The sequence below is a fragment of the Mesorhizobium sp. B4-1-1 genome, assembly GCF_006439375.1.
Classification (GTDB): domain Bacteria; phylum Pseudomonadota; class Alphaproteobacteria; order Rhizobiales; family Rhizobiaceae; genus Mesorhizobium.
Genome location: NZ_VFTH01000011.1, coordinates 99,552 through 124,356 on the forward strand (window position 1 = coordinate 99,552; position 24,805 = coordinate 124,356).

Below are 24,805 nucleotides of genomic sequence, written 5' to 3' on the forward strand. Positions count from 1 at the left end.
GCGGGGGAAAATGGCGGGAAAAACTGTTGCCGATACTGTCTCGGCCTACGGCGCATCGCTGAAGCCAAAGCTCACCAACCCGGCCATAGGCGGGGCCCCAGAAGATCAATTGCGCGGACCTCTCGAAACATTGATCCGCGAACTTGCGACACTTGCCGGATACGCGGCGGGATCGGTTCATCTTGTAGGAGAAACCAGCCTCGCCGACATCAAGACGCGACCGGATTTCGCCATCACAATCAACAACGCGCTTGTCGGTTTCATCGAGGTCAAGCAGCCAGGAAAGGGTGCTGATCCGAGGCATTTCTCTGATCCGCATGACAAGGACCAGTGGAATAAGTTGAAGTCGCTGCCCAATCTGCTCTATACCGACGGAAATGCCTTCAGCCTTTGGCGTGACGGTACGCTTGTCGGAAAACCCGTTGCCCTGGAGGGCGATCTCGAAACATCGGGCGCGAAGTTACAAGCGCCCGATGGGCTGTTGCCGTTGCTTGCTGACTTTCTAAGTTGGGCGCCAATAGCGCCGTCGAACGCGAAGCGGCTTGCAGAGGTCAGTGCCCGTCTCTGCCGATTGTTGCGCGATGAAGTTGTGGAGCAATTGGGCCGTGGTAGCGAAGGACTGACGGCCCTCGCCAAGGATTGGCGCAAGCTGCTCTTTCCTGAAGCAGATGACGCGCAATTTGCGGACGGTTATGCGCAGGCTGTGACGTTCGGACTTCTCGTAGCACGAGCTCTCGACATTTCCTTGGCCGATGGCATTCATCAGGCAGCCTACGAGCTGAGAAAGACGAATTCGCTGATAGGCACCGCGCTTGGGCTACTGACTGACGATCAGGCCAATCAGCAGGCGCTTAAGACATCGCTGCAAACGCTGACCCGCGTTCTCGATGAAGTCAACTGGCACACAATCAGCAAGGATAAACCGGAAGCTTGGCTTTATTTCTATGAAGATTTTCTCGAAGTCTACGACAACACGCTGCGCAAGAAGACCGGCTCTTATTACACTCCGCCAGAAGTCGTCAGCGCGATGGTGCGGCTGGTTGACGAGGCGTTGCGTGGCCCGCTATTCGAACGCCATGCAGGGCTGGCGTCGTCCGATGTGACGCTGGCTGACCCGGCAGTCGGTACCGGAACCTTCCTGCTCGGCGTGCTGCGCCATATCGCTTCTACGGTGGCTGACGATCAAGGCGAAGGAGCCGTGCGCGGCGCGATTGTCGCGGCCGCCCAGAGGCTGATTGGATTCGAGCTTCAGTTTGGACCGTTCGCGGTGGCTCAACTTCGCCTTATCGCCGAAATGCAGGCGTTGATGAAGCCGAAATCGGGCGAAGTGGCGCAAATGCCGGAGTTGAAGCTTTTCATCACTAACACGCTTGGCAACCCTTTCGTTGAGGAGGAAACGCTTGTTCAGGTTGGCGCAGTGGCCAAATCGCGGCGCGACGCCAATACGATTAAGAAAACGCAGAAAATCACTGTCGTCATCGGCAATCCGCCCTACAAAGTTGCTGCCAAAGGACTCGGAGGATGGATCGAAGCTGGCGCAGGCGGGAAGATGAAAGCGCCCATGGATTGGTGGATGCCGCCTCGCGCTTGGGGAGCTGGTGCGCACGCCAAACATTTGAAAAACCTCTACGTTTATTTCTGGCGCTGGGCGACATGGAAGGTATTCGGAACGGGTAACTATGCCGCGACGGGCTTTCCCGAAAAAGACGAGGAAGGCATTGTCTGTTTCATCACAGCTACTGGTTTTCTGGGCGGTGACGGATTTCAAAGAATGCGCGACGACCTTAGGCGCACGTGTTCGGAAATTTGGGTGATAGACTGCTCTCCAGACGGCCACCAGCCTGAAGTGAACACCCGTTTCTTCCCCGGCGTTCAACACCCGGTGTGCATCGTGCTAGCGGCAAAGAAGCTCGGCAAAGACACAGAGATGGCCGGGCAAGTGCGCTTCCGATCATTGCCGAAAGGCCGTCGCGAAGAAAAATTCGCTGCGCTGGAAAAGCTGACACTCGATCCGAAAGGATGGGAGAGCTGCCCTTCCGACTGGCGCGCACCGTTCTTCCCGGCAATTAGTGGTGCATGGGCGGCCTTCCCGCCACTGAGCTGGTTCTTTGACTATGACGGTTCCGGTGTAATGGCGGGCCGGACATGGATCATCGCGCCGGACGAACAATCATTGAAAGACCGGTGGACGAGGCTGACTAACGAAAAGGATGCCGAGAGGAAGGAAGGATTGTTTCATCCACATCTTCGCCAGGGACGGCCTGGCGACAAGCATATTCGAAAGGCGGTCACCAAAGGCTTGGTCGGACATAACGAGCGACTTGAACCGGTGATCGATGACCATGCTGCTGTGATCCAGCCGGTGCGCTATGGTTTCCGGTCATTTGATCGACAGTGGGTCATTCCAGATGCCCGGCTGATCAACCAGCCAAATCCGACGTTGTGGGATTGGCACTCGCAGCGGCAGATTTATCTGACGGCTCCGGAAGATCGATCACCAACAAATGGACCAGCCCTCACGTTTACTGCTGCAATCCCTGACCTCCATAACTACAACGGTCGAGGCGGACGCGTGCATCCATTATGGCGGGACGCGGTAGCGAAGCAGCCAAACATTCCGACAAAGCTACTTGGATTGCTTGCCGATATTTATGGCCAGCCTGTGTCGGCCGAAGATGTGATGGCCTACCTCGCCGCAGCGATCGCACATCCTGCCTTCACGAAACGCTTCCTGCCTGACCTCGTGCAGCCCGGCTTACGTGTACCACTAACGGCTGACCCTTTGTTGTTCTCGGAAGCTGTGGCGTTAGGTCGCGAGGTTATCTGGCTGCATACTTATGGTGAGCGGTTCTCCGATCCCGCGGCAGAACGGCCGAAGGCGCCACCCAGAATGACCAAGGACTTGTCGCCGACGATTCCTGTTGAAGGTACGATCCCCGGCGCGCCTGAATCGCTACCCGACACGATGGAATACGATCCCGTAGCCCGCAGGCTCCATGTCGGGAAGGGCTTCGTCAACAACGTCTCTCCTGAGATGTGGAAATATGAAGTCTCTGGAAAGCAGGTGGTGTGGCATTGGTTTAGCTACCGCAAGCGCGATCGATCGCGCCCGCAGATCGGCGATAAGCGACCGCCGTCCCCGCTGGACTTCGTGCAGCCCGATCACTGGCTTGCGGAATACACAAGCGATCTGATCGACCTGCTCAACGTGCTCGGCCGGCTTGTGGAACTTGAGCCGGCGCAGGCCGATCTTCTCGAGCGTATCCTGAATTCTGAACTGATCAAGATCACACACTTGCAATCTACGCCCGCAGCCGGCGAAGTGGCAAAAACCAACTGACAAGCCTGCGTCAGTAATACGGGGATAAGCCGGTCGCAGCTGGTCGCTTCACGAAACAGGATGAGGCATAGTCGGGTCAGAATCCAACCCTGCGTCCCGCGGACATGGCCAGAAATCAACTCGATCTTTTTGGTGCCGAAGAACAGCCCGAGCCGTTCGATGAAGATGCGCCGACCGTCTACTATCACGGCGATCCGGACCGAGTTCGAGCGCGGTTACACAAGCTTATCGCTGAGGCTCGCGGGGCAGAAACTCTGCCCTGGGATCAGGACAGCACCCGGCTCTACCGTAAGATCGTGCCGCAGATGGTGCTCTGGCTGCCGGAGGAAGAAGCTGCGCAGCTGAAGTTCGAGTTCGAGGCTGAAATGGAGCGGCTGAAGGCAGCGTAGCCGCTGGGCCATCAGCTCGAGAAGGCGCTTCGCAAGCCCTGGAACGAAGCCGGAACATCTGCTAGCCTCTGGATAAGGTCTGCGATTCGCAGACCAAGAAACGTCGGAGATGGAAATGGGAAAGAATACGGGTGAAGGCTTCCGCCGCGGCGCTGTGAGGGAACGTACGCAATTCGAGCGGCCGGATGGTCTCTGGCAGAAACGTGACGAAACGACAGGCCAGTTGATGGAAGTGAAGCAAACCGAGGGTCCGTTCAAAGGCGTTGCTAAAGAGCCCGACGGTCGAGATACGGAAAATTCGTAGGACGTCGGAGGAAAGCCCTCTTGTAGGGAAATCTGACAATCGCAATTGCCGGCGCCGCCCCTCATCCGACCCTTCGGGCCACCTTCTCCCCGTGAAACGGGGAGAAGGAAAGGGTGCCTTCACATCCCCTTCATCGCGTCACATGAGACGTTCGGGTTCATGTCGGCGAAGGCGCCGGTCGGGTTCTGCTTCCAGGCCCAGACATGCAGCTCGTAGAACGGGCCGAGGCCGTAGCGGTTGGGGGCGCTGTTGAAGTTGAACAACTGGCCTTCGAGCGAGGCCGGGCCCTTCGCGGTGATGTATTCCACGGCGATCAGCTTCAGCGTGCCGTCGGCCATCGGCTCGTACATCACCGCCTCCGGCTTGGCGACGTCGACGGCGTCGTCCTTGAGGTAGGTCCCATTGACGTAGTGGATGCCCATGGCGCCGCCGGTGATGCCGCTGGCGCAAGGGATCGGCGCATAGCCTTCTCCAGTCGCCACCGCGACGTCCTCGAAGCGGCTGTTGGCCGCGCGCACCTTTTCGGCAAGCGGATTGACGGTTTCGGCCGTGGCCGCGCCCGCCATCAGCATGATGATCGAGGCAGAAGCGCCGATAACGCATTTGGTTAAGGTCTGAATGTTCATTTGTCTCTTGTCTTTCCAATTGAGGCGCGTAAGCGGCGGCAGTCCGGCCGGGAAAGGCCAACTCCGAACGCCGGCGGCGCCTGTCGGTAAAAAGGATGGTCGCTGATCCCGATCAGAACGGTTCACCGAACGAACCGCTCCAAGTCTTTGGCCTGCGCAATTCTGGCCGGAAAACCGCCGCGCAGTCTTCCTGAAATTGCCCGGTGCGGGATCAGCGGTGATGCCACCAATATTCCCAGTACTCGCGCGGGTTTTCCCGCTCATGCAGGCCGATGTCGCGCTTCAGGTAATCGTCCTGCGGCGGCAGAAGACGGCGCCGGTTTCGCAGGGGCGAAAGCAACGCCGACACAGCCCGTCGCATGAAGTCGCGCCGTGGCGGGACAATATCCGCCGCGGCGGATACAGCCTCGTCCTCTGGCACGGCGTCAGGTCCGCCGGCGACGGGTATGGTCTGTCCGACATCTGCCCGATCAGCGATAAAAGTAGGGGTCGAGGACCCGGACCTCCGTGATCTTGTCGACCGGAAGCGCGTTCTTCTGCGCGGTGCTGCGGATCGCCTCCGGCGAGGGCGCGTCATAGATGCAGAAGCTCTTCGACTTGTCGGGCGAGACGAAGGATTGCACCCAGGTTACGCCTTTCTCGGCGTTGCGGGCGATGACGCCGCCCATCGCGGTCGCGCCGGCGTCGTTCATCGGCACGTGAAGCCCATCGGGGAAGGTACGTTCAATCAGGTAACGAGGCACGATCGGGTTCCTTTCATTGGTGAATTGCGCTCGGTTCAAGCGCGACCCAGCAGAAATCACCTTCGCGGAAGGCGCGCATCGGCACCTTTCCCCATATTCGACGGGACGATTCCCTATCTTTGGAGCGTTGTATGTGGAAATAGGCACTGGAATGTGTGGAAGGTCACATTTCCACACCTTCGTACCGACTATCCAGCGGCATCCGCCGCGCCAACAATCCCATTCGCGAGAGTGACGATGCTTCTGGAAAGGCAGACGCAACTGACGCAACTGGAGGCCGCGCTGGCCGGCGCCGTGCGAGGCCACGGCCGCGTCGTGGCGCTGGCCGGCGAAGCCGGCGCCGGCAAGACGACGCTGGTCGAGGCGTTCACGGAGCGGATGACGGCAGGCGTGAAGCTGTTGCGCGGTGCCTGCGAGGATCTCTCGATTCCCGACCCGCTCGGGGCGCTCTACGATCTTGCGCGCGAGGCGGGATGGGAGTTGCCGCAGGCGATCGATGCCCGTCAGGGGCAAAGGCTGCCGTTCTTTTCCGACGCGCTCGACGTTTTCGAGACGAAGGGTCCAAGCGTCCTGGTCATCGAGGATCTGCACTGGGCGGATGACGCGACGCTGGATTTCGTGCGCTTCCTGGGCCGGCGTATCGCGAACACCCACATCCTGCTTCTGATCACGGCGCGCACCGACCGCAGCGAGGGGCAGATGCGGGTGCGCCGGGCGCTCGGCGAAATCCCGGCCGGCAACATCCATCGTATCGAGGTCCCTTTGCTCAGCGAGACGGCCGTCCTGTCGCTCGCCGAGGCCGCCGGCCGCGACGGCGGCGCCATCTACCGCGCCACGGCAGGCAATGCCTTCTTCGTGACGGAGTTGCTGGCCGGCGAGAAAGACGGCCTGCTGCCGGTCAGCGTGCGCGACGCGGTGCTCGCGCGCGCCGAGCGGCTCTCCTCCGGCGCCCGCTCGATGCTCGACGCGGTCTCGGTGTTCCCGCGCCGCGCCGACGCCTGGGCGCTCAGCGGCCTTTGCGGAATCGCCGCCGCCGGCCAGCTTGCCGAATGCGTCGCCAACGGTCTGCTCGAGGATTTCGGCGACGGTTATGCCTTCCGGCACGAGATCGCCCGCACGGCGATCGAGATGGCGCTGACGCCCAGCAGACGACGGGAGTACAATGAGCGCGCCCTGGCGGCGTTGCGGGAAAATCCGCAAGTCGCCACCGCAAGGCTCGTGCATCATGCCGTGGAAGCGCAAAGCCTGGACGTGGTGCGCGAGCTCGCGCCGGTCGCCGCGCGCGAGGCTTCCCGCGTCGGCGCGCATCGCGATGCGGCGGGTTACTACGAGGTCGCCCTGCGCTACGCGGATATCCTGCCGATCGAGAAGCGGGCGGAGCTTTATGAAGGCCATGCCTTTGAGTGCCACCTGATCGGCCGCGTCGACGCGGCGATGGAAGCGCAGGGCCGGGCGCGCCAGCTGCGCCAAGCGCTGGGCGATCGGCTCAAGGAAGGCGACAGCCTCAGGTGCTTGTCGCGCTTTGCCTATCTGCTCGGCGATCGCGAGGCAGCGGACCGCTTCGGCGAGCAGGCGGTGGAGCTTCTGGAAACCGCGCCCGACAGCGCCGAGCTGGCGATGGCCTACTCGAACCTCTCGCAACTGGCGATGCTGGCCGAGCGGCTCGAGGACACGCTTTCGCTCGGCGGCAAGGCGGCCGAACTGGCGGAGCGGCTCAACCGGGCGGACATTCTCTGTCATGCGCTGAACAATGTCGGCGCCGCCGGACAATGGCTGGATTTTCCCAAAGGGCGGCTCGATCTCGCCCGCAGCCTTGGAATCGCGCTGTCGGGCAACTTCCAGGAGCATGCGGCGCGCGCCTTCACGAACTGCGCCTGCGTCGAGATGAACAGCCTCAACTTCAAGGAGGCGGCGTCGTTCCTGGATCGCGGCATCGGCTATTGCGTCGAGAACGATCTCGCGACATGGCGCGATTACATGCGCGGCGTGCAGGCGCAGCTTTTGCTTCGTCGCGGCCTTTGGGACGCCGCCGCGACAATGGCGCATGAGGTTGTCGACGACGACGCGACCACACCGCTGGTGCGCTATCCGTCGCTGGTGGCTCTGGCGAGGCTGCGCATCCGCCGCGGCGACCCGTCGGCCGAGCCGATCGTCGAAGAGATGAGGCGGTTCCTGGACAAGGGCATGGAGCTGCAGCGCCTGGTGGCGTTTGCCGAGGTGCTGGCTGAGTTGGCCTGGCTTGGACAAGCCGACAGGCAGGAAGCCTTGCGCCTGATCGCGGTTGCCGAAAGCCTCGCGCCGACGCCGGCCGTGTTCGGCGAACTTGCCATCTGGCGGGAGCTGTTGTCGCCCGGATCCGAACCCGGCGATACGGAGGGCATGGCGGAGCCGCACCGCCTGCAACTGACCGGCGACTGGCGCACCGCGGCAGCGCTATGGGCCGAAATGGGGGCGCCTTTCGAACAGGCAATGGCCTTGCTGCCCGGCGACGAAGCCGCGCAGCGCGAAGCGCTTGCCATTTTTGAGGACCTTGGCGCGAGGGCGGTCGCGCAGCACGTCCGCGGCCTTATGCGGGAAAGCGGCGTCAGCCACATCGCGAGAGGACCGCGACAGGCGACGCGCGCCAACCAGGCCGGCCTCACGCAGCGCCAGATGGAGGTGCTGCAGCTGATCGAACGCGGCTTTTCCAACAAGAAGATCGCCGCGCATCTGACCATCTCGCCAAAGACGGTCGATCATCACGTGTCGGCGGTGCTGGACAAGCTGGAGGCCGTCTCGCGCGGCGAGGCGACGGCGGCCGCGCGCGATTCGGGATTGATCTAAACTTGATTGTACCGCACAAACCAATGGTGATGGAGGAGCCAACTTACGTCATTCCTGCCGCGCGGCTGAAAGAGTTCGTCGCGACTATTTTCGCGACCGCCGGCTGCGCGCGGGACGAAGCGGATCGGATCGGATACTACCTTCTGTCGGCCAATCTAGCGGGCCATGACAGCCACGGCGTGATACGCACTCCGCGTTATCTCTATTGGCTGCGGCAGGGTTACGTCCGACCGGGGCAGACGCTGACGGTGGTCTCGGAGGGTCCCTCCTTCGCCACGGTGGACGGCAATTGGGGCTTCGGCCAAACAATCGGTCCGTTGGCCGTCGACACGGGCGTGGAGAAAGCCAGGGCCGCGGGCGTTTCGATGATCGGCCTGCGAAACTCCAGCCATCTCGGCCGGATCGGCGACTGGGCAGAACGGGCCGCCGATGCCGGTCTGGTTTCGTTGCATTTCGTCAATGTGGGCGGCGGTGAGCTGGTTGCGCCGTTCGGTGGGATCGATCGACGGTTTTCCACGAATCCCATCTGCATAGGCGTTCCGTCGGACGGCAAGGACCCTATGTTCCTGCTTGATTTCGCGACGTCGCTTGTTGCCGAAGGCAAGGTCCTGGTCGCATCGAACGGCGGCAAGCCAGTGCCGGAGGGAGCGCTGGTCGGGCTCGACGGAAAGTTGACCTCGGATCCGTCGGCACTTTACGGACCGATCGTGCCGGGCGGCGTTCGGGACTTAGCGCATGGCGAGGGCGCTCTCGTCGCTTTCGGTCTGCACAAGGGCTCCGGCCTTGCCTTCATGTGCGAAATCCTGGCGGGCGTCCTGGCTGGAGGCGCGACGTCCGGTCCTATCCCTGGCGGCAAGCGCGGCCGCATAAGCAACGGCATGCTGTCGATCTACCTCGACCCGGCCCGCTTTGGAGAGCCGGATTTCCTGCAGAGAGCGCGCGCTTACGCCAACTATGTGAAGGCCTCGCGGCCGACCACGCCCGGTACTCCGGTCCTGGTTCCAGGCGAGCCGGAAGCCCGGTCCCGCGAGGAGCGCCTGCGCTCCGGCGTTCCGCTGCAGAAGCAGACATGGGATGCGATCTGTGCAGCCGCGTTGTCGCTCGGGGTCCAGCCTCCGACGTTGTAGGACGCGATCTTTGATAGAATTGTTTGCCGCGTCGTGTCGATATCCGACACCATGACTGCAGGTTTTATGGATGAATTGAAGTTAAGGTCGTGCAGTTGGAAGTAGTCAGGCACGCCGGGCGCGGCTTTGAACCTGTTCAGCCCCTTGCGAAAGTTGTCTGGGGCTGGGATCATATCCGTTGAAAAGTCCCGGCGAAAGCCGGGACTGAAGACTTGCTCAGGCGAACGTGCCGTGGCAGTGCTTGTACTTCTTGCCGGAGCCGCAGGGGCAGAGCTCGTTGCGGCCGACCTTGCCCCAGCTCGCGGGGTTCTTCGGGTCGCGGTTTTCCGGCGCGACGACGGCGTTGGTGTCCTGACGCATAAGAAGCGCGGTCTCGCCGCCCTGGAAATCATCCTCGCCGGTGGAGCCGTCGATATGGCTGCCGAACATCTCGGGGGCTTCGGGCGGCGGCGCGTCCGCCGCCTGGCGCACCAGCTCGACGCGCATCAGCTGCGCGGTGACGGCCTGGCGCAGGTTGCCGAGCATGCCCTGGAACAGCTCGAAGGCCTCGCCTTTGTATTCCTGCAGCGGATCGCGCTGGGCGTAACCGCGGAAGCCGACGACCGAACGCAGATGGTCGAGGTTGACGATGTGCTCGCGCCACAGATGGTCGAGCGTCTGCAGCACCACCGAACGTTCGACATAGTTCATCACGTCGGGGCCAAAGCGATCGGCGCGCTCCTTGGCGGCGGCGGAGGCCGCGGCCGCGATGCGCTCGCGGATGTCGTCCTCGGCGATGCCCTCTTCCTTGACCCATTCCTCGATCGGCAGGTCGAGGTTGAGATACTGCGCCGCTTCCTCCTTGAGGCCGGCGACGTTCCACTGCTCGGCATAGGCGTTTTCGGGGATGTTCTTGGCGACGATCTCCTCGATGACGCCTTCGCGCATCTCGGCGATCGTCTCCGACAGGCCTTCGCCGTCCATCAGTTCGATACGCTGCTCGAACACCACCTTGCGCTGGTCGTTCGAGACGTCGTCATATTTCAACAGGTTCTTGCGGATGTCGAAGTTGCGCGCCTCGACCTTCTTCTGCGCCTTCTCCAGCGCCTTGTTGATCCAGGGATGGATGATCGCCTCGTCTTCCTTGAGGCCGAGCTTCTGCAGCATGCCATCCATGCGCTCGGAGCCGAAGATGCGCATCAGGTCGTCCTGCAGCGACAGGAAGAATTTTGACCGGCCGGGATCGCCCTGGCGGCCGGAGCGGCCGCGCAACTGGTTGTCGATGCGACGCGATTCGTGGCGTTCGGTGGCCAGAACATAGAGGCCGCCGGCGGCCAGCGCCTTTTCCTTCAGACGCTCGACGTCGGCGTAGATCTCCTTTTCCCGGGCCTCGCGCTCGGGGCCTTCGGGCATGTCGCCCAGCTCCTCGGCGATGCGCATCTCGGCGTTGCCGCCGAGCTTGATGTCAGTGCCACGGCCGGCCATGTTGGTGGCGATGGTGATGGCGCCGGGCTTGCCGGCCTGGGCGACGATAGCCGCCTCGCGCTCGTGGTGACGCGCGTTCAGCACTTCGAAGTCCTTGAAGCCGTCCTTGCGCAGGCGTTCGGCCAGTTGCTCGGATTTTTCGATCGAGGTGGTGCCGACCAGCGTCGGCTGGCCTTTGGCGCTGGCCTCGCGGATCTCCTTGACGATCGCCTTGTACTTCTCTTCGACCGTCCGGTAGACCTCGTCGTCCTCATCCTTGCGGATGACCGGCAGGTTGGTCGGGATCTCGGTGACCTCGAGGCCGTAGATGTTGCCGAATTCCTCGGCCTCGGTCAGCGCCGTGCCGGTCATGCCGGCAAGCTTCTTGTAGAGGCGGAAATAGTTCTGGAAGGTGACGGAGGCCAGCGTCTGGTTCTCCGGCTGGATCTGCACATGCTCCTTGGCCTCGAGCGCCTGGTGCAGGCCTTCGGAGTAGCGGCGGCCCGGCATCATGCGGCCGGTGAACTCGTCGATGATGACGATCTCGCCGTTGCGCACGATGTAGTCGCGGTCCTTCTGGAACAGAAGATGCGCCTTCAGCGCGTTGTTGACGTGATGGACGATGGCGACGTTCTCGACATCGTAGAGCGACTCGCCTTTCAACAGGCCGGCGTCGCGCAGCATGTTTTCAAGCTTCTCGGTGCCGTCCTCGGTGAAGATCGTCGTCTTCTGCTTCTCGTCGACCTCGTAGTCGGCCGGGCCGAGCTTCAGCATGAAGGCGTCGATGGTGTTGTACATTTCCGAGCGGTCCTCGAGCGGACCGGAAATGATCAGCGGCGTGCGCGCTTCGTCGACCAGGATGGAATCGACTTCGTCGACGATGGCGTAGGCATGGCCGCGCTGCACCATCTGCGAGCGCTCATACTTCATGTTGTCGCGCAGATAGTCGAAGCCGAGTTCGTTGTTGGTGGCATAGGTGACGTCGGAGGCGTAAGCCTCGCGGCGCTCGTCGTCGGAAAGGCCGTGGACGATGATGCCGACGGTCAGGCCGAGGAACTTATAGACGCGGCCCATCCATTCGGCGTCGCGGGTGGCGAGATAGTCGTTGACGGTGACGACATGGACGCCCTGGCCGGCAAGCGCATTGAGATAGACCGGCAAAGTGGCGACCAGCGTCTTGCCCTCGCCGGTGCGCATCTCGGCGATGCCGCCATTGTGCAGCACCATGCCGCCGATCAATTGTACGTCAAAGGGACGCATGCCAAGCACGCGGCGGGCCGCCTCGCGCACCGTGGCGAAGGCTGGAACCAGCAGATCGTCGAGCGCAGCGCCGTTGGCGAGATCCTGGCGGAACTTTTCCGTGCGCCCCGCAAGCTCGGCATCGGAAAGCGCCCGCATCTCGTTTTCCATCGCGTTGATGGCTTCGACCCTTGGCCGGGTCGACTTGACGCGGCGGTCGTTGGAAGAACCGAAAACCTTACGGGCGAGACCGCCGAGACTGACCATCCAATGGTCCTTTCGATAGCAATTTAGCCGTTTGCGACAGGCGCCTGGCGGGCCCATCAAATCCGCGTGAATACGGACAAACGCAAAAAGCGCCCGGAAAACGGTTCTGGACGCCAAGTCGATGGACAGATAAGAGGGGGCTCAATCGATGTCAACGCCGCGTTAGCCCTATGGGCAGCGCCAAATTCCGCCACAATCCGACTGATCTGGACCTTCCGCTCACGCGATCCTTATTGGCAATCCCCATTGGAGTTATCTTGATGTCCCTGTCGTTCCGCCGCGCCTCGCTCGCCAGCCTCGGTCTGGCCTTCGGGCTCTCGGCACTTAGCCTGTCGCCTCTGATGGCGCAGGAGACCAAGCCCGCCCAGGACGCCACAGCGCCGGCGGCGGCTCCGGTCGATCCCAATGCCGTGGTCGCCACCGTCAATGGCGAGAAGCTGACCGAGGCCGATCTTCAGCTCGCCGAAGGCGAACTGTCGCAACAGTTCGCGCAGATGCCGCCCGAGCAGCGCCGCGCGGCTGCCCTCTCGGCCGCGATCGAAATCCGCGTCATGGCCAAGAAGGCGGTCGACAGCGGCCTCGACAAGGACGCCGACTTCCAGCGCCGCATGGCGTTCCTGCAGGCTCGCGCCCTGCATGGCGAGGTGGTCGAGAAGGAAGTGGTCGACAAGGTGACGGACGCCGAAGTGCGCGCCCGCTACGACCAGGAGATCGCCAACACGCCGCCGGTCAACGAAATCCACGCCCGTCACATCCTCGTGAAGACGAAGGAAGAGGCCGAGGCGATCATCAAGCAACTCGACGGCGGCGCCGACTTCCAGAAGCTTGCCAACGAACACACCAGCGATCCGAGCGGCAAGACCAGTGGCGGCGACCTCGGCTGGTTCGGCCCGGGGCAGATGGTGCCGGAGTTCGACAAGGCCGCCTTCGCGCTCGACGTCGGCAAATATTCGAAGGAGCCGGTGCAGTCGCAGTTCGGCTGGCACGTCATCAAGGTCGAGGACAAGCGCGCCAAGCAGCCGCCGGCCTTCGACGACGTCAAGGACCAGGCCAAGCAGGCGGTGATCCGCGACAAGTATTTCGCCATGGTCAAGGAGTTGCGCGCGGCCGCCAAGGTCGAGATCCCGGACGAGAAGCTCAAGAAGGACATCGACACGCTGGAAGCCGGCAAGTAATCCGCTTGCGGCTGGATAATTCTAAAAGGGCGCCTTCGGGCGCCCTTTCGCTTTCGGGGGTCAAGCGTTCATTATACCCCGCGTGATGTAGCGCACGGCGGCGCGGATCAGCGCGGCGTCCTCGTCGAGCCGTCCGGCCAGAAGATGCCGCCAGGCGAAGGAAGCGATCAGGTCGGCGACGATCCCGGCATCGACATCGGCCGCCACCTCGCCCCGCGCCTTGGCGCGCTCGATCATCCGACCGGTATGGCTGCGGCGCCCTTTCGAATATTCTGCAAGGGCGGCCGCGGCTGTCTCGTCCGACTGTGCCTCCGCGATCAGCGAGCGGAAGATGTTGCCCGACGGGGTGTCGCGCCAATGCGCGAACAGATTTTCGAGGAAGCCGGCCAGATCATCCTCGATGTTCCCGGTGTCGGGCGTCTCGACGCGCTTCTGCCGCTGGTAGACCTCGATCAGCAGCGCCGCCTTGCTCGGCCACCAGCGATAGATGGTCGGCTTTCCCGCCCGCGCCCGCCGGGCGACGGCCTCGATCGAGAAGCCGGCATAGCCCGCCTCGCGCAACACCGCCTCGGCGGCCTTGACGATGGCATCGGCGCTCTCGGGATTGCGTTTCGCGCCGATCGACTTGCGCCCGCGAGCGGCGGCTTCGTCCATCGAGGTCTTCCTTAGCCGGTGAATCTGGCGCCGATCATATTGGCTTCGGCGACGAAACGAAACGACGCGTTTCCAACTGCCAGGCCGCCGGCCAGGCCAGGAAGGCGCGGCCAGAACGCCCCTTGCGCCGACGCGCGCTATCGGGCAAACCGGCCTTCCTTTCGCGTTCTTGCCGCTCCGGGGTTCCGATGTCCGCTACGATTTCGCCGCTCGCACCGAAGAAGTATCCGAAGATGCCGGTCATCGAGGGCGTGGCCATCGCGACCGCCGAAGCCGGCATCAAATACAAGAACAGAACCGACCTCTTGGCCATGGTCTTCGATCCGGGCACGGCTGTCGCCGGCGTGTTCACCAGGTCGAAATGCCCGTCGGCGCCGGTCGACTTCTGCCGTCAGAACCTGCCTGCCGGCAAGGCACGCGTCCTGGTGGTCAATTCCGGCAACGCCAACGCCTTCACCGGCAAGAAGGGCAAGGCTTCGACCGCGCTGACCGGCGAGGCGGCGGCGAAGGCCGCCGGATGCTCGCAGAGCGAGGTTTTCCTGGCCTCGACCGGCGTCATCGGCGAGCCGCTCGACACCACCAAATTCAGCCATCTGCTCGCCGGCCTGGTCAAGGACGGCAAGCCGGATCTGTGGACCGAGGCGGCCAAGGCGATCATGACCACGGATACCTATCCGAAGGTGGCGACGGCGACGGTCAAGCTCGGCGACGCCGACGTCACCATCAACGGCATCGCCAAGGGCGCCGGCATGATCGCGCCCGACATGGCGACGATGCTTTCCTTCATCGCCACCGACGCGCCGATCGCCGCCCCCGTACTGCAGGACCTGCTTTCGCGCGGCACGGCCAAGACCTTCAATGCGGTGACCGTCGACAGCGACACCTCGACCAGCGACACGCTGCTCATCTTCGCCACCGGCAAGGCCGCCGCCCGCGGCGCGCCGGCGATCAGCGATGCCAAGGATGCGCGGCTTGGCGCCTTCCGCCGGGCGCTCGGCAAGGTGCTGAAGTCGCTGGCGCTGCAGGTGGTGCGCGACGGCGAGGGCGCGCGCAAGCAGGTCGAGGTCACGGTCACCGGCGCGAAGTCCGCCCGCTCGGCCAAGCGCATCGCGCTTTCGATCGCCAATTCGCCGCTGGTCAAGACAGCCGTCGCCGGCGAGGACGCCAATTGGGGCCGCGTCGTCATGGCGGTCGGCAAGGCCGGCGAACCGGCCGACCGCGACCGGCTGTCGATCTGGTTCGGCGACAATCGGCTCGCGCATGAGGGCGAACGCGATCTGGCCTATTCGGAGGAAGCGACCTCGGCCTATATGAAGCGCGACGATATCCGCATTCGCGCCGACCTCGGCATCGGCCGTGGCAAGGCGACGGTGTGGACCTGCGACCTCACCAAGGAATATGTCGCCATCAATGGCGATTACCGGAGCTGATGGCGCCGGTGTCCGGGCATCCGGCAAGCGTGCTGGCGGTCGTGCGCCGCTACGAGGCGGCGGGCTTTCGCGCCTGGCCGGCGGCCGCCGTCCATTATGACGGGACCTGGGTGGTACGCCTCACGGCAGGACACCCCGCCAAGCGCCTGAACTCGGTCAATCCGCTCGATCCGGGCGACACGCACGCCATCGAAGAGCGCATCGGCCGCGCCGCGCGGCGCTTCGACGCCTATGGCCGGCCGCTGACCTTCCGCATGTCGCCGCTATCGGGACTAGTTCTGTCCACGCATCTCGACAAGGCCGGCTGGAACAGGTTCGACGAATCCCTGGTCATGCGGCTGCCGCTGAAGGAGGTCGAGCTCGGCGCGGCCATGGACCAGATTCCGCTCAAGGACATCAGCCGCTTCATCGGCGCGTCGCTGAGGACGAGCGGCTCGGACGTCTCGCTGCGGCCCGGCCTGTCCGAGGTCATCGGCGCCATCCAGCCGGAAGCGGGGCTGTTCGCGCTCGAGGAGGGCAACGAGCCGCTGGCGACGCTGATCTGCGTGCATGACGGCGATCTGGCGGGTCTGTTCGAGGTCGCCACCGAAAAATCGGCGCGCAAGAAGGGCCATGGCCGCAATCTCATCCTGTCGGCGCTGAAATGGGCCCGGCTGCGCGGCGCGCGCGAAGCCTGGCTGCAGGTCGAAGCCAGCAACGGGCCGGCGCTGTCGCTCTACCGGTCGCTCGGCTTCGAGGAAGTCTATCGCTACCATTATCGACGGCCGCCGGGCGCATGAGCGAGAGCAAGCCAACCGGAAAGCGTCTGCTGCTGGTCGCCGCCTGCGCGCTGGTCGACACCGACCGGCGCGTGCTCCTGGCGCAGCGTCCGGAAGGAAAGCAGCTAGCCGGCCTGTGGGAGTTTCCAGGCGGCAAGGTCGAGCCCGGCGAGACGCCGGAGGAATGCCTGGTGCGTGAATTGCATGAGGAGCTCGGGATCGAGACGGAGATTCCGTGCCTGGCGCCGCTCACCTTCGCCAGCCATTCCTATGACGATTTCCATCTCCTGATGCCGCTTTATGTCTGCCGCCGCTTCTGCGGGATCGCGCAGCCCAGAGAAGGGCAGGGACTCAGATGGGTCAGGCCCCGGCAGATGCGCGACTATCCGATGCCGCCGGCCGACGCGCCGCTGATCCAGTTCCTCATCGACCTTCTGTAGTTTCGCGGTTCGCCCTTGCGACAGCTCATCGTTTCCCGGAGACGGTGAATGTTTCCGCACGTTTCCTGAGAGCTGCTTTAGCCAGCGTTAATGGAAGATTTATCTCGATGTGAAAAATTGCACGAGGCCGTTTGCGCGGCGATATCGTCGATGACTGGGAAACACGGCATGAGCCTCGAAAGAGACTGGGACTCGATCCGACCCGACCGCGGCTTCCGCGCGGTGGACGCCGGCATGGGCATCCTGCGGATCACGCTTCTCTTCGGCTCGGCCGCGATGGCGCTGGCGCTGATCGCAACGCCTTTCCTGGACAGCCAGACCCGGCCGCAGAGCGCTCGCGACGGCTTCCCCGGCGGGCTCGACATGACGGCGACTGGATCGATCGGTCATCGTCCCAATACATATACGCTGCGCCGCAGCGTGCTGCAGCCTTTGCCCAGTTCAATCTGCGTCATCCGCAATGACGGCAGCCGCAGCGGCGAGTGCTGACTTGGTTAATGATTTCTCGGCACGGCGGCGTTTCACTCGCTGTTAAGCTTTTGCCGTTAACCTTTCTTAACGGGTAAGACATTAGAGTTTCTGCATGAGGGATCGATGATCATGAAAAACCTGCTGCAGCAATTCATTGAAGATGAAACGGGCGCCACGGCCGTCGAATATGGCCTGATCGTCGTGGTGTTGTCGCTCGCCATCATCGCCGGGGTCAAACAGGCGGCCGATGGGCTCGTATGGCTGTTCACCGACAACAACAGCAAGCTGGCCAACGCTTTCGCTCACTGACGACGGGCGCGCTCAAGTCTTAGGCGGGTTCTCCAGGACAGCCTTTAGCGAGACCTTGGCCGATCCGGGTCTGAGCGGTTTTTGCTGCGAGGCGTCTGGCGCCCAGCCGGACATCCAAACAATCGAAAAACTTGCGCGGATACGGCCGTCCGGATCCGAGAATCGCTCGGCATAGATTTCGGCCGCGCGGGCAAACAGGCGTCTGCTGGCCGGCCGGCGGCTGCGATCGATGAGAACGCTGGTTTCGCCCATGGCGCGGAGATCGGCCGCGAGATCGAACAGCGTATCGTAGCGCACCGCGACCGTTTCGACATCGGCGACCGGCAATGCCAGGCCGGCGCGCTGCAGCAGCGCGCCCGCGTCGCGCACGTCGGTGAAGGGAAGGATGCGCGGGCTCGCGCCGCCGTAAAGCTCCGTCTCGGCCGCAAGCATGCTTTCGCGTAGTTCCGTCAATGTGCCCGCGCCGGCGAGAGCGCCGAGGAACAGCCCGTCCGGTCTCAGCGCCCGGCGGATTTGCGCGAGCACGCCGGGAATGTCGTTCACGGCGTGCAGCGAGAGCAGGGAGACGGCGAGATCGAGGCTGCCTTCCTCGAACGGCACGGTCTCCGGCGGAGCCACCAGGCCGGGGCCGCCGGCCAGAAGCGCTTCGTCCATCTCGACGCGTACGACCTCGCCGACCTTGCCGCTGTCGGCGAGCGCGTCCGCCGCCGACGACGTCTGACAGAACAGCGCGGCCGCCTTGCCGAAGCGGCGTTCGACGGCACCCAGCCGGTCGGCAAGGTCTTCCGCGGCGCGCCGCATCAGGAAATCGGCGCCTTCGACGGGGCGGGCGAGAGCCCTGCGCTTGCGCGCGAGCCAGAGCTCGGTGTCGATCAAGGGCTGCAACGAAAAGCTTCCTGTTGTCCGCGCGTGCCGGAGTGGTGTTAAGGTGCGTCGGGTTCCAATCACGTGGCCGATCCGGTGCACAAGATCAAGACCATAGCGGTCCAGGATATGACCCGGCAGGCACTGGCCTGGCCGGCACGCCTGTTGTTTCCGCCGGTTTGCGCCGGCTGCCGTCGCCATGTGTCGCAGCCTGGCGTGCTGTGCGGCGCCTGCTGGCCGAAGCTGAGGCTGCTGGAGAAGCCCTGGTGCCCGGTGATGGGCACGCCCTTCACCCACGACATGGGCGAGGGATTTCTGTCCGCCGAGGCGATCGCCGATCCTCCGCCCTTCGAGCGGGCGCGGGCGGCGGTCGTCTATTCAGGCGTCGCGCGGCAGATGGTGCAGGGGCTGAAATATCAGGATCGAACCGACCTCGCGCCGTGGATGGCGAACTGGATGATGCGCGCCGGCGCGGAGTTGGCTGCGGAGGCCGACCTGGTCGTGCCGGTGCCGTTGCATTGGCGACGCTTCTTCCGGCGCCAGTTCAACCAGTCGGCAGAGCTCGGACGGGCCGTTGCAAAGCTCGGCGGGCTGCCCTTCTCGCCATCCGCGATCAGGCGCGTGAAGCTGACGCGCCAGCAGGTCGGACTCGAACGGCACGAGCGCGAGGAGAATGTACGCGCCGCCTTTCGCGTTCCGCCGGAAGCCGAAATCGAGATAGCCGGGCGCCGGGTGCTCGTGGTCGACGATGTCTACACAACCGGCGCAACGGTGCGGGCGGTCGCCAAGGCGCTGAAGAGGGGCGGCGCCGGAGCCGTCGACATCCTCACTTTCGCCCGCGTCCTGCCTGGGGACTTTCGGCCCGATGAGTCCGCGACTATATAGGTCTGAGTTTGTTGTTTATCGCATGTCGCTTTCGTACCTCCCTGGACGGCATGCATGAGGAATGTGCCGGCCAATGGCTGATGTGACGATCTACACCCGCATGATGTGCGGCTACTGCAACGCCGCCAAGCGGCTGCTCGACCGCAAGGGGGTAGCCTATACCGAGCACGACGCCTCGTTCTCGCCGGAGCTGCGCCAGGAGATGATTTCCAAGGCGCATGGGCGAGCCACCTTTCCGCAGATTTTCATCGGCGACACGCATGTCGGCGGCTGCGACGACCTCCACGATCTGGAGTCGCGGGGCCGGCTGGACGCGATGCTCGCCAACGGGAGATGACCATGGGTAGTTTCAAGGCCGCCGCCGTGCAGATGCGTTCGGGCACGAGCCCGGAACGCAACGCCGCCGACATGGAGATCCTGGTCCGCCAGGCCGCCGGCCAGGGCGCCACCTATGTCCAGACGCCGGAAATGACCGGCGCGCTGGTGCGCGACAAGGAAGCCGGCGCGGCCGCTTTTACCGCGGAGGATAAGGACATCGTCGTCGCCACCGCGCGCAGGTTGGCGAAGGAGCTCGGCATTCACCTGCATATCGGCTCGACGGCCATTCGCCGCGCCGACGGGAAGCTCGCCAATCGCGCTTTCCTGTTTTCGCCCGACGGCGCGGTGATTGCCGGCTATGACAAGATCCATATGTTCGACGTCGATCTCGACAATGGCGAGAGCTGGCGCGAATCCGCGTCCTACGAGCCAGGGACGGAAGCGGCCGTGACCGACATCGAAGGGACGAAGCTTGGCTTTGCCGTCTGCTACGACCTGCGCTTTCCGCAGCTGTTCCGCGCCGAGGCAATGGCCGGGGCCGAAGTGCTGACGGTGCCGGCCGCCTTCACGCGCCAGACCGGCGAAGCGCACTGGCATGTGCTGCTGCGCGCCCGCGCCATCGAGAACGGCGCCTATGTTATCGCCGCCGCGCAGGGCGGCCTGCATGAGGACGGGCGCGAGACATATGGCCATTCGCTGATCGTCGATCCGTGGGGGCGCATCATCGCCGAGGCCGCGCATAACGAGCCCGGTGTGATCGTCGCCGAGATCGATCCGGCCCAGTCGCTGGCCGCGCGCCGCAAGATCCCCAATCTGAAGAACGCGCGGGATTTCGCCGTCAAAGCCGGGACAAGCGAAGCGCCGCGTCTCAGGGGTGCCGCCTCTTGATCCGTTTCTCCCTGATCTGCGAACACGAGCACGAGTTCGAAGCGTGGTTCCGCAGCAATGATGATTTCGACGCCCAGAAGAAGCGCGGCTTCGTCGATTGCCCGAGCTGCGGCTCGCACAAGGTCGAGAAGGCGCTGATGGCGCCCGCCGTCTCCACGTCACGCAAACAGGAGAAGGTGGCTTTGGCCGTGGGCGAGGCGCAGAAGCAGGCGTTGGCGCAGCTCAAGGCGCTGGCCGAGAAGGTGCGCGAGAATGCCGACTATGTCGGCGACAAGTTCGCCGAGGAAGCGCGCAAGATCCATTTCGGCGAGGCTGATCCGCGCGGCATCTACGGTGAAGCGACCCCCGAAGAGGCGCAGAGCCTCGCCGAGGACGGCGTCGAGTTCATGCCGATCCCGAGCTTTCCGGACGACCGGAACTAGGACGGCGAACTCAGGCTTCCGATCAGTTTTTCCAGCAGCTTCGCCAGCGTTTCCCGGTCCTCGCGCGTCAGACCGGCGAGGATTTCATGCTCATTGGCAACGTGGGCGGCAAGTGCCTCGTCGATAAGCTCGCGGCCTTTCGCGGTGAGCTCGACGACAACGCCACGCCGGTCGCTGGGGTGCGGCGCGCGCCGGGTCAGGCCGGCCTTCTCCAGGCGGTCGAGGCGGGCGGTCATGGCGCCCGACGTCACCATCGTCGCTTCGTAAAGCTCGGTCGGCGTCAGCGCGTAGGGCGCGCCCGACCGGCGCAGCGTTGCCAGCACGTCGAATTCGCCGGCCTGCAGCCCAAAGCGGGCAAAGACCGGGGCGAGCCGGTCGCGCGCGATCAGCGTCGAGGCCTCGTTGAGCCGCCCGATGACGCCCATCGGCGACACATCCAGGTCCGGCCGCTCACATCGCCACTGCTCCAAGGCCCTGCCCGCTCGATCCATATCGCTCACCGTAAAGTATCTTGATATTAAGAATCTTTATGTTATCTTACCCGAAGATCAGACGGCGGCCAAGGCGGATATCAGACAGGTGTAAAGGACAGCCCGATGAAATTTCTCTGGGATTCGGCGATCGGCCTTCTGGTGGTGACCGGCGGCCTGCTTGGCATGACGCTGCCATTCGGCAAGCTCGCCACCGCCGCCGGCGTGCCTGCCATGGTCTGGGCCTTCGTCATTTCGCTGGGCGCCGGAGGCGTGCTGCTCTTGGCGCTTCTGTCGCGCGGCGTGCGCATCCGGCTGACGCCGCACAAGCTGCGCTATTTCTTCGTCACCGCGGCGATTTCCTACGCCATTCCCAATCTTTTGATGTTCTCCGCCATTCCGCATCTCGGCGCCGGCTACACCGGCATCATGTTCACGCTGTCGCCGGTGATCACGCTGGTGTTCTCGATCCTTCTCGGTGTCAGGCGCCCCAACCTGCTCGGCGTCATCGGCATCGCCGTCGGCTTCGTCGGCGCGGCGATGGTCGCGCTGACGCGCGGCGAAGCCGGCCAGCCGGCCGATTATTTCTGGGTTGCGATCGGACTGCTCATCCCGGTCAGCCTCGCCGCCGGCAACATCTACCGCACCGTCGACTGGCCGCAAGACACCGGCCCGATCGAGCTTGCCGTCGGCAGCCACCTGGCCTCGGCCACGCTGCTTCTCATCGGCATCCTCGGCCTTCTGGGCACGCATGCCTTCGCCCCGCTCGGCGCCGTGCCCCTCGTCGTCGTCGGCCAGGTTGTGTCGGCCTCGGCGATGTTTGCCTTCTTCTTCCGCCTGCAGGCGGTCGGCGGGCCAGTCTATCTCAGCCAGATCGGCTATGTGGCGGCGGCCGTTGGGTTGTTCGCCGGCACGCTCTTCCTCGGTGAGCATTACCAGCTTCTGACCTGGCTGGGCGCCGCCATCATCACCGCCGGGGTTTTCATCACGACCAAGGCGCAAAGCCAAGCCGGCCCGCCGGCGCCGGTTCGGGTCGAGCCGGCGTCGTCCCGGAGCTAATCCTCCTTGCCGGAGGATTCCGGCCGCGGGTGGCGGCGGCGATGGGTGGCGGCGGCGCGCGCCGCCTGCTCATAGATGCCCGTCATCAACTCCAGCGTGCGCGCGACGTCCTCGAGCTTCTCGGCCATCTCGGGAATGCGCTTCACCGCTTCGATGAGCAGCACCGAACGGATATCGGCATAGCGTTCCGTCACCCGATGCCCGAGCGGTGTCACCTCGTAGGTCACGCCGGCCCTGCCGCTGCCGGTGCGCGTGATCAGCCCGCCCTTCAACAGCTTGCGCAGGCTGTACTGGATGTTGGGAATGTCGTCGCGATTGGCCATCTGGGCGAGGTCGCGGACGCTTTTGGGCCGGTCGTTCATCCTGATGATGTGGAGCAGCGCGTTTTCCGGCCCACTCGCCGAAAACTCGATCACGGTGGCGAGGCACTCGGCCTGCCAGTGGCCGAATGCCTCGTATGAGCGCATCAGCGCATATTCGACCTCGGTGACGTCGATCTCGAGCGGCGTGCGCGCCAGATGCCAGCCGCGGTCGAGCAGTTCTTCCTGTGTTTCCAGCGATTTGCGACGCTCGTTCATCAGCCTCTCCCTTGCCGCGAGGATGCGCCGATCCACGCGATTGCGTCCACATGAATTTATGATAGACTTTCTATCATAAATTATAATCAAAAATGTGAGGAGAACGTTGTCATGAGCATGCTCGACAAGTCCGCGCCTGGCACACAGCCTTTCTTTCTCGGCACCTTCGCGTCCAACTGTTCCGGCGGCATGACCGTCACCAAGGTCGCCGAGCGCTGGGACAATTCCTGGGACAACAATCTCAAGCTCGCCCGCCTTCTCGATGAAGCCGGCATCGACTTCATGCTGCCGATCGCGCGCTGGATCGGTTACGGCGGCGAAACCAATTTTCATGGCAACGTGCTTGAGACGATCACCTGGGCAGCGGGGCTGCTGGCGCTCACCCGCAACATCACCGTCTTTGCCACGACCCATACGGCGGCGAACCATCCTGTCGTCGTCGCCAAGCAACTGGCCACCATCGACCAGATCAGCCGCGGCCGCATCGGCCTCAACATCGTCGCCGGCTGGAACAAGCCGGAATACGAGGCACTTGGGCTGACGCTGCCCGACGACCACACCACCCGCTACGGCTACGCTCAGGAATGGTTCGACATCGTGCGCGCCCTGTGGAGCCGCACTGAGGCTTTCGACTGGGACGGAACCTGGTTCAAGCTCAGGAACGTGCTCGGCGATCCGCGCCCGTCATCGCCGTTGCCGATCCTCAACGCGGCCGGCTCGGAAGAGGGGCGGAAATTTGCTGTCCGCAACGCCGATTTCCTGTTCACGCCGGCGATCGACCTCTCGCGCTCGAAGGACGAGCTCGCGGCACTGAAGGAGCAGGGCAAAGCGGCGGGCAGGGACGTCGATGTGCTGACCTTCGCCCATGTCGTGTGCCGGCCGACGGAAAAGGAAGCCAAGGACTATCTTGAGCATTTCGGCCGCGCCAATGCCGATTGGGCGGCGGTGGACAACCTGGTGCGGCTGCAATTCGCCCACGCGCAATCCTTCCCGCACGATCTTTTGGCGCTCATCCGCGACCGCATGGCGGCGGGCCATGGCGGTTTTCCGCTGACCGGCACGCCCGAGCAGGTGGCCGACGGCATCACCCAACTGCACCATGCCGGCTTCCGCGGCTCGACCTTGTCCTTCGTCGATTATGTCGAGGAATTCCCCTATTTCCGCGACACGGTCCTGCCTATTCTCGAAGAAAGAGGCATTCGCGTCGCGCCGGCCGCGAAGCAGTCGGCGGCTTAGACAAGGAGATGGCAATGTCTACTGCAGAAGGTCAGTCCACGCCAGAAAATCCGGTCAGCGTCGCTGATTTCCGCGCCGCCATGCGGCTCATCGTCGGCAATGTCAGCGTCATCACCGCCGGCGTCGGCGACGACCGTACCGGCCTCGTCGTCATTTCCGTGGTGTCGCTGTCGGCCGAGCCGCCGAAGGTGATCGCCTGCGTCAACCGCTCCTCATCGACCTGGCCGATCATCGAGCGCTACCGGCATTTCGGCGTCAACTCGCTCGGGCCCCAGCACCAGCAGGTTGCCGAGCGCTTCTCCGGCTTCGGCGGCATCAAGGGCAAGGATCGTTACAAGGGCGCCGAATGGACGACGCTGAAGACGGGCGCGTCGCTGCTCTGCGACGCGGTGGCCGCTTTCGACTGCAGCCTCGACGAGATGATCGATCGCGGCACGCATTCGATCGTCATCGGTTCGGTCGAGGCGGTGAGAACGCAGGATGCCGGACAGGCCCTGATCTATTGGCGCGGCGGCTATCGGCCGTTGGAAGCCTGAGGACCCATTGA

Annotated in this window: 26 protein-coding genes; 18 read left to right on the plus strand and 8 right to left on the minus strand. The window is 63.8% G+C overall.

All coding sequences use genetic code 11. The features are described 5' to 3' along the window. Nucleotides 1–10: 10 nt before the first annotated feature. From FJW10_RS17090 to FJW10_RS17100, 3 genes are all read left to right on the plus strand, one after another. Complete coding sequence (locus tag FJW10_RS17090) at nt 11–3,340, plus strand: type ISP restriction/modification enzyme (RefSeq protein WP_140900980.1); 3,330 nt, start codon at nt 11–13, stop codon at nt 3,338–3,340. A gap of 104 nt (nt 3,341–3,444) precedes the next feature. Beyond that, nucleotides 3,445–3,729 (plus strand): hypothetical protein, encoded by a 285-nt coding sequence (locus FJW10_RS17095; RefSeq protein ID WP_140900981.1) that lies wholly within the window; start codon nt 3,445–3,447, stop codon nt 3,727–3,729. A 115-nt stretch (nt 3,730–3,844) separates the two neighbouring features. Then, on the plus strand, nt 3,845–4,033 hold the full coding sequence (locus tag FJW10_RS17100) for a hypothetical protein (protein WP_140900982.1): 189 nt from the start codon (nt 3,845–3,847) through the stop codon (nt 4,031–4,033). Nucleotides 4,034–4,152: 119 nt separating this feature from the next. Here FJW10_RS17100 and FJW10_RS17105 read toward each other — a convergent pair whose 3' ends face one another. From FJW10_RS17105 to FJW10_RS17110, 3 genes are all read right to left on the minus strand, one after another. Continuing rightward, nucleotides 4,153–4,605, minus strand: a complete 453-nt coding sequence (locus tag FJW10_RS17105) for a hypothetical protein (RefSeq protein WP_246674292.1) — start codon at nt 4,603–4,605, stop codon at nt 4,153–4,155. 265 nt (nt 4,606–4,870) lie between these two features. Continuing rightward, the gene (locus FJW10_RS30465) at nt 4,871–5,020 is read right to left on the minus strand and encodes a hypothetical protein (protein ID WP_181177557.1); all 150 of its coding nucleotides are present in this window, start codon (nt 5,018–5,020) and stop codon (nt 4,871–4,873) included. A gap of 109 nt (nt 5,021–5,129) precedes the next feature. Beyond that, nucleotides 5,130–5,402, minus strand: coding sequence for a DUF4242 domain-containing protein (locus tag FJW10_RS17110; RefSeq protein ID WP_140658868.1), 273 nt, complete (start codon nt 5,400–5,402; stop codon nt 5,130–5,132). Between the two features lie 237 nt (nt 5,403–5,639). Here FJW10_RS17110 and FJW10_RS17115 point away from each other — a divergent pair, with 237 nt between their 5' ends. After that, nucleotides 5,640–8,225 carry an AAA family ATPase gene (locus tag FJW10_RS17115; protein WP_140900984.1) on the plus strand — a complete coding sequence of 862 codons (2,586 nt, stop codon included), beginning with the start codon at nt 5,640–5,642 and terminating at the stop codon, nt 8,223–8,225. A 29-nt stretch (nt 8,226–8,254) separates the two neighbouring features. Continuing rightward, the gene (locus FJW10_RS17120) at nt 8,255–9,352 is read left to right on the plus strand and encodes a malate/lactate/ureidoglycolate dehydrogenase (protein ID WP_140900985.1); all 1,098 of its coding nucleotides are present in this window, start codon (nt 8,255–8,257) and stop codon (nt 9,350–9,352) included. Nucleotides 9,353–9,568: 216 nt separating this feature from the next. Here the strand turns inward: FJW10_RS17120 and secA are convergent, their stop codons facing one another. Then, nucleotides 9,569–12,301 (minus strand): preprotein translocase subunit SecA, encoded by a 2,733-nt coding sequence (gene secA / locus FJW10_RS17125; protein ID WP_140900986.1) that lies wholly within the window; start codon nt 12,299–12,301, stop codon nt 9,569–9,571. 260 nt (nt 12,302–12,561) lie between these two features. On the opposite strand from secA, the gene FJW10_RS17130 reads away from it, so the two are divergent. After that, nucleotides 12,562–13,476: a peptidylprolyl isomerase gene (locus FJW10_RS17130; RefSeq protein WP_140673867.1), complete on the plus strand. Its 915-nt coding sequence runs from the start codon at nt 12,562–12,564 to the stop codon at nt 13,474–13,476. Nucleotides 13,477–13,536: 60 nt separating this feature from the next. On the opposite strand, the gene FJW10_RS17135 is transcribed toward FJW10_RS17130, so the two are convergent. Then, a complete protein-coding gene (locus FJW10_RS17135) occupies nt 13,537–14,130 on the minus strand; it encodes a TetR/AcrR family transcriptional regulator (protein WP_140836217.1) in 594 nt (197 codons plus the stop codon). 188 nt (nt 14,131–14,318) lie between these two features. Here FJW10_RS17135 and argJ point away from each other — a divergent pair, with 188 nt between their 5' ends. The 5 genes from argJ (at nt 14,319) to FJW10_RS17160 (ending at nt 17,538) form a co-directional block, all read left to right on the plus strand. Further along, nucleotides 14,319–15,560 carry a bifunctional glutamate N-acetyltransferase/amino-acid acetyltransferase ArgJ gene (gene argJ / locus FJW10_RS17140; RefSeq protein ID WP_140836216.1) on the plus strand — a complete coding sequence of 414 codons (1,242 nt, stop codon included), beginning with the start codon at nt 14,319–14,321 and terminating at the stop codon, nt 15,558–15,560. Next, a complete protein-coding gene (locus FJW10_RS17145) occupies nt 15,560–16,339 on the plus strand; it encodes a GNAT family N-acetyltransferase (protein ID WP_181177558.1) in 780 nt (259 codons plus the stop codon). The genes argJ and FJW10_RS17145 overlap by 1 nt, the downstream gene beginning before the upstream one ends. Next, a complete protein-coding gene (locus FJW10_RS17150; RefSeq protein ID WP_140900987.1) occupies nt 16,336–16,758 on the plus strand; it encodes a (deoxy)nucleoside triphosphate pyrophosphohydrolase in 423 nt (140 codons plus the stop codon). The genes FJW10_RS17145 and FJW10_RS17150 overlap by 4 nt, the downstream gene beginning before the upstream one ends. Nucleotides 16,759–16,926: 168 nt before the next feature. Further along, complete coding sequence (locus FJW10_RS17155) at nt 16,927–17,247, plus strand: hypothetical protein (protein ID WP_140900988.1); 321 nt, start codon at nt 16,927–16,929, stop codon at nt 17,245–17,247. 111 nt (nt 17,248–17,358) lie between these two features. Next, nucleotides 17,359–17,538, plus strand: coding sequence for a Flp family type IVb pilin (locus FJW10_RS17160; RefSeq protein ID WP_140543577.1), 180 nt, complete (start codon nt 17,359–17,361; stop codon nt 17,536–17,538). 12 nt (nt 17,539–17,550) lie between these two features. Here the strand turns inward: FJW10_RS17160 and FJW10_RS17165 are convergent, their stop codons facing one another. Beyond that, a complete protein-coding gene (locus tag FJW10_RS17165; RefSeq protein ID WP_140900989.1) occupies nt 17,551–18,423 on the minus strand; it encodes a methyltransferase domain-containing protein in 873 nt (290 codons plus the stop codon). A gap of 63 nt (nt 18,424–18,486) precedes the next feature. On the opposite strand from FJW10_RS17165, the gene FJW10_RS17170 reads away from it, so the two are divergent. The 4 genes from FJW10_RS17170 (at nt 18,487) to FJW10_RS17185 (ending at nt 20,915) form a co-directional block, all read left to right on the plus strand. Further along, nucleotides 18,487–19,287 (plus strand): ComF family protein, encoded by an 801-nt coding sequence (locus FJW10_RS17170; RefSeq protein WP_140900990.1) that lies wholly within the window; start codon nt 18,487–18,489, stop codon nt 19,285–19,287. Nucleotides 19,288–19,360: 73 nt separating this feature from the next. Further along, nucleotides 19,361–19,624, plus strand: a complete 264-nt coding sequence (grxC, locus tag FJW10_RS17175) for a glutaredoxin 3 (protein WP_140645242.1) — start codon at nt 19,361–19,363, stop codon at nt 19,622–19,624. 2 nt (nt 19,625–19,626) lie between these two features. Then, nucleotides 19,627–20,493, plus strand: a complete 867-nt coding sequence (locus tag FJW10_RS17180) for a carbon-nitrogen hydrolase family protein (protein WP_140900991.1) — start codon at nt 19,627–19,629, stop codon at nt 20,491–20,493. Further along, nucleotides 20,490–20,915 carry a DUF1178 family protein gene (locus tag FJW10_RS17185; RefSeq protein WP_140900992.1) on the plus strand — a complete coding sequence of 142 codons (426 nt, stop codon included), beginning with the start codon at nt 20,490–20,492 and terminating at the stop codon, nt 20,913–20,915. The genes FJW10_RS17180 and FJW10_RS17185 overlap by 4 nt, the downstream gene beginning before the upstream one ends. On the opposite strand, the gene FJW10_RS17190 is transcribed toward FJW10_RS17185, so the two are convergent. Continuing rightward, nucleotides 20,912–21,406 carry a MarR family transcriptional regulator gene (locus tag FJW10_RS17190; RefSeq protein ID WP_140900993.1) on the minus strand — a complete coding sequence of 165 codons (495 nt, stop codon included), beginning with the start codon at nt 21,404–21,406 and terminating at the stop codon, nt 20,912–20,914. The two genes, FJW10_RS17185 and FJW10_RS17190, sit on opposite strands and share 4 nt — an antisense overlap. 105 nt (nt 21,407–21,511) lie before the next feature. Between FJW10_RS17190 and FJW10_RS17195 the strand changes: the two genes are divergently transcribed. Continuing rightward, the gene (locus tag FJW10_RS17195) at nt 21,512–22,444 is read left to right on the plus strand and encodes a DMT family transporter (protein WP_140900994.1); all 933 of its coding nucleotides are present in this window, start codon (nt 21,512–21,514) and stop codon (nt 22,442–22,444) included. Here the strand turns inward: FJW10_RS17195 and FJW10_RS17200 are convergent. After that, complete coding sequence (locus FJW10_RS17200; protein ID WP_140900995.1) at nt 22,441–23,022, minus strand: winged helix DNA-binding protein; 582 nt, start codon at nt 23,020–23,022, stop codon at nt 22,441–22,443. The two genes, FJW10_RS17195 and FJW10_RS17200, sit on opposite strands and share 4 nt — an antisense overlap. 111 nt (nt 23,023–23,133) lie before the next feature. On the opposite strand from FJW10_RS17200, the gene FJW10_RS17205 reads away from it, so the two are divergent. Together FJW10_RS17205 and FJW10_RS17210 are read left to right on the plus strand one after the other, a co-directional pair. Beyond that, nucleotides 23,134–24,258, plus strand: coding sequence for an LLM class flavin-dependent oxidoreductase (locus FJW10_RS17205; RefSeq protein ID WP_140900996.1), 1,125 nt, complete (start codon nt 23,134–23,136; stop codon nt 24,256–24,258). Between the two features lie 14 nt (nt 24,259–24,272). Then, nucleotides 24,273–24,794: a flavin reductase family protein gene (locus FJW10_RS17210; RefSeq protein WP_140710998.1), complete on the plus strand. Its 522-nt coding sequence runs from the start codon at nt 24,273–24,275 to the stop codon at nt 24,792–24,794. Nucleotides 24,795–24,805 lie beyond the last annotated feature (11 nt).

Bases quoted from the DNA above. Each gene is read 5' to 3' on its own strand.
- FJW10_RS17090 (WP_140900980.1), top strand. From the start codon at position 11: ATGGCGGGAAAAACTGTTGCCGATACTGTCTCGGCCTACGGCGCATCG.
- FJW10_RS17095 (WP_140900981.1), top strand. From the start codon at position 3,445: ATGGCCAGAAATCAACTCGATCTTTTTGGTGCCGAAGAACAGCCCGAG.
- FJW10_RS17100 (WP_140900982.1), top strand. From the start codon at position 3,845: ATGGGAAAGAATACGGGTGAAGGCTTCCGCCGCGGCGCTGTGAGGGAA.
- FJW10_RS17105 (WP_246674292.1), bottom strand. From the start codon at position 4,605: ATGCTGATGGCGGGCGCGGCCACGGCCGAAACCGTCAATCCGCTTGCC.
- FJW10_RS30465 (WP_181177557.1), bottom strand. From the start codon at position 5,020: ATGCGACGGGCTGTGTCGGCGTTGCTTTCGCCCCTGCGAAACCGGCGC.
- FJW10_RS17115 (WP_140900984.1), top strand. From the start codon at position 5,640: ATGCTTCTGGAAAGGCAGACGCAACTGACGCAACTGGAGGCCGCGCTG.
- FJW10_RS17120 (WP_140900985.1), top strand. From the start codon at position 8,255: ATGGAGGAGCCAACTTACGTCATTCCTGCCGCGCGGCTGAAAGAGTTC.
- secA (WP_140900986.1), bottom strand. From the start codon at position 12,301: ATGGTCAGTCTCGGCGGTCTCGCCCGTAAGGTTTTCGGTTCTTCCAAC.
- FJW10_RS17130 (WP_140673867.1), top strand. From the start codon at position 12,562: ATGTCCCTGTCGTTCCGCCGCGCCTCGCTCGCCAGCCTCGGTCTGGCC.
- FJW10_RS17135 (WP_140836217.1), bottom strand. From the start codon at position 14,130: ATGGACGAAGCCGCCGCTCGCGGGCGCAAGTCGATCGGCGCGAAACGC.
- argJ (WP_140836216.1), top strand. From the start codon at position 14,319: ATGTCCGCTACGATTTCGCCGCTCGCACCGAAGAAGTATCCGAAGATG.
- FJW10_RS17145 (WP_181177558.1), top strand. From the start codon at position 15,560: ATGGCGCCGGTGTCCGGGCATCCGGCAAGCGTGCTGGCGGTCGTGCGC.
- FJW10_RS17150 (WP_140900987.1), top strand. From the start codon at position 16,336: ATGAGCGAGAGCAAGCCAACCGGAAAGCGTCTGCTGCTGGTCGCCGCC.
- FJW10_RS17155 (WP_140900988.1), top strand. From the start codon at position 16,927: ATGAGCCTCGAAAGAGACTGGGACTCGATCCGACCCGACCGCGGCTTC.
- FJW10_RS17160 (WP_140543577.1), top strand. From the start codon at position 17,359: ATGAAAAACCTGCTGCAGCAATTCATTGAAGATGAAACGGGCGCCACG.
- grxC (WP_140645242.1), top strand. From the start codon at position 19,361: ATGGCTGATGTGACGATCTACACCCGCATGATGTGCGGCTACTGCAAC.
- FJW10_RS17180 (WP_140900991.1), top strand. From the start codon at position 19,627: ATGGGTAGTTTCAAGGCCGCCGCCGTGCAGATGCGTTCGGGCACGAGC.
- FJW10_RS17190 (WP_140900993.1), bottom strand. From the start codon at position 21,406: ATGGATCGAGCGGGCAGGGCCTTGGAGCAGTGGCGATGTGAGCGGCCG.
- FJW10_RS17195 (WP_140900994.1), top strand. From the start codon at position 21,512: ATGAAATTTCTCTGGGATTCGGCGATCGGCCTTCTGGTGGTGACCGGC.
- FJW10_RS17200 (WP_140900995.1), bottom strand. From the start codon at position 23,022: ATGAACGAGCGTCGCAAATCGCTGGAAACACAGGAAGAACTGCTCGAC.
- FJW10_RS17205 (WP_140900996.1), top strand. From the start codon at position 23,134: ATGAGCATGCTCGACAAGTCCGCGCCTGGCACACAGCCTTTCTTTCTC.
- FJW10_RS17210 (WP_140710998.1), top strand. From the start codon at position 24,273: ATGTCTACTGCAGAAGGTCAGTCCACGCCAGAAAATCCGGTCAGCGTC.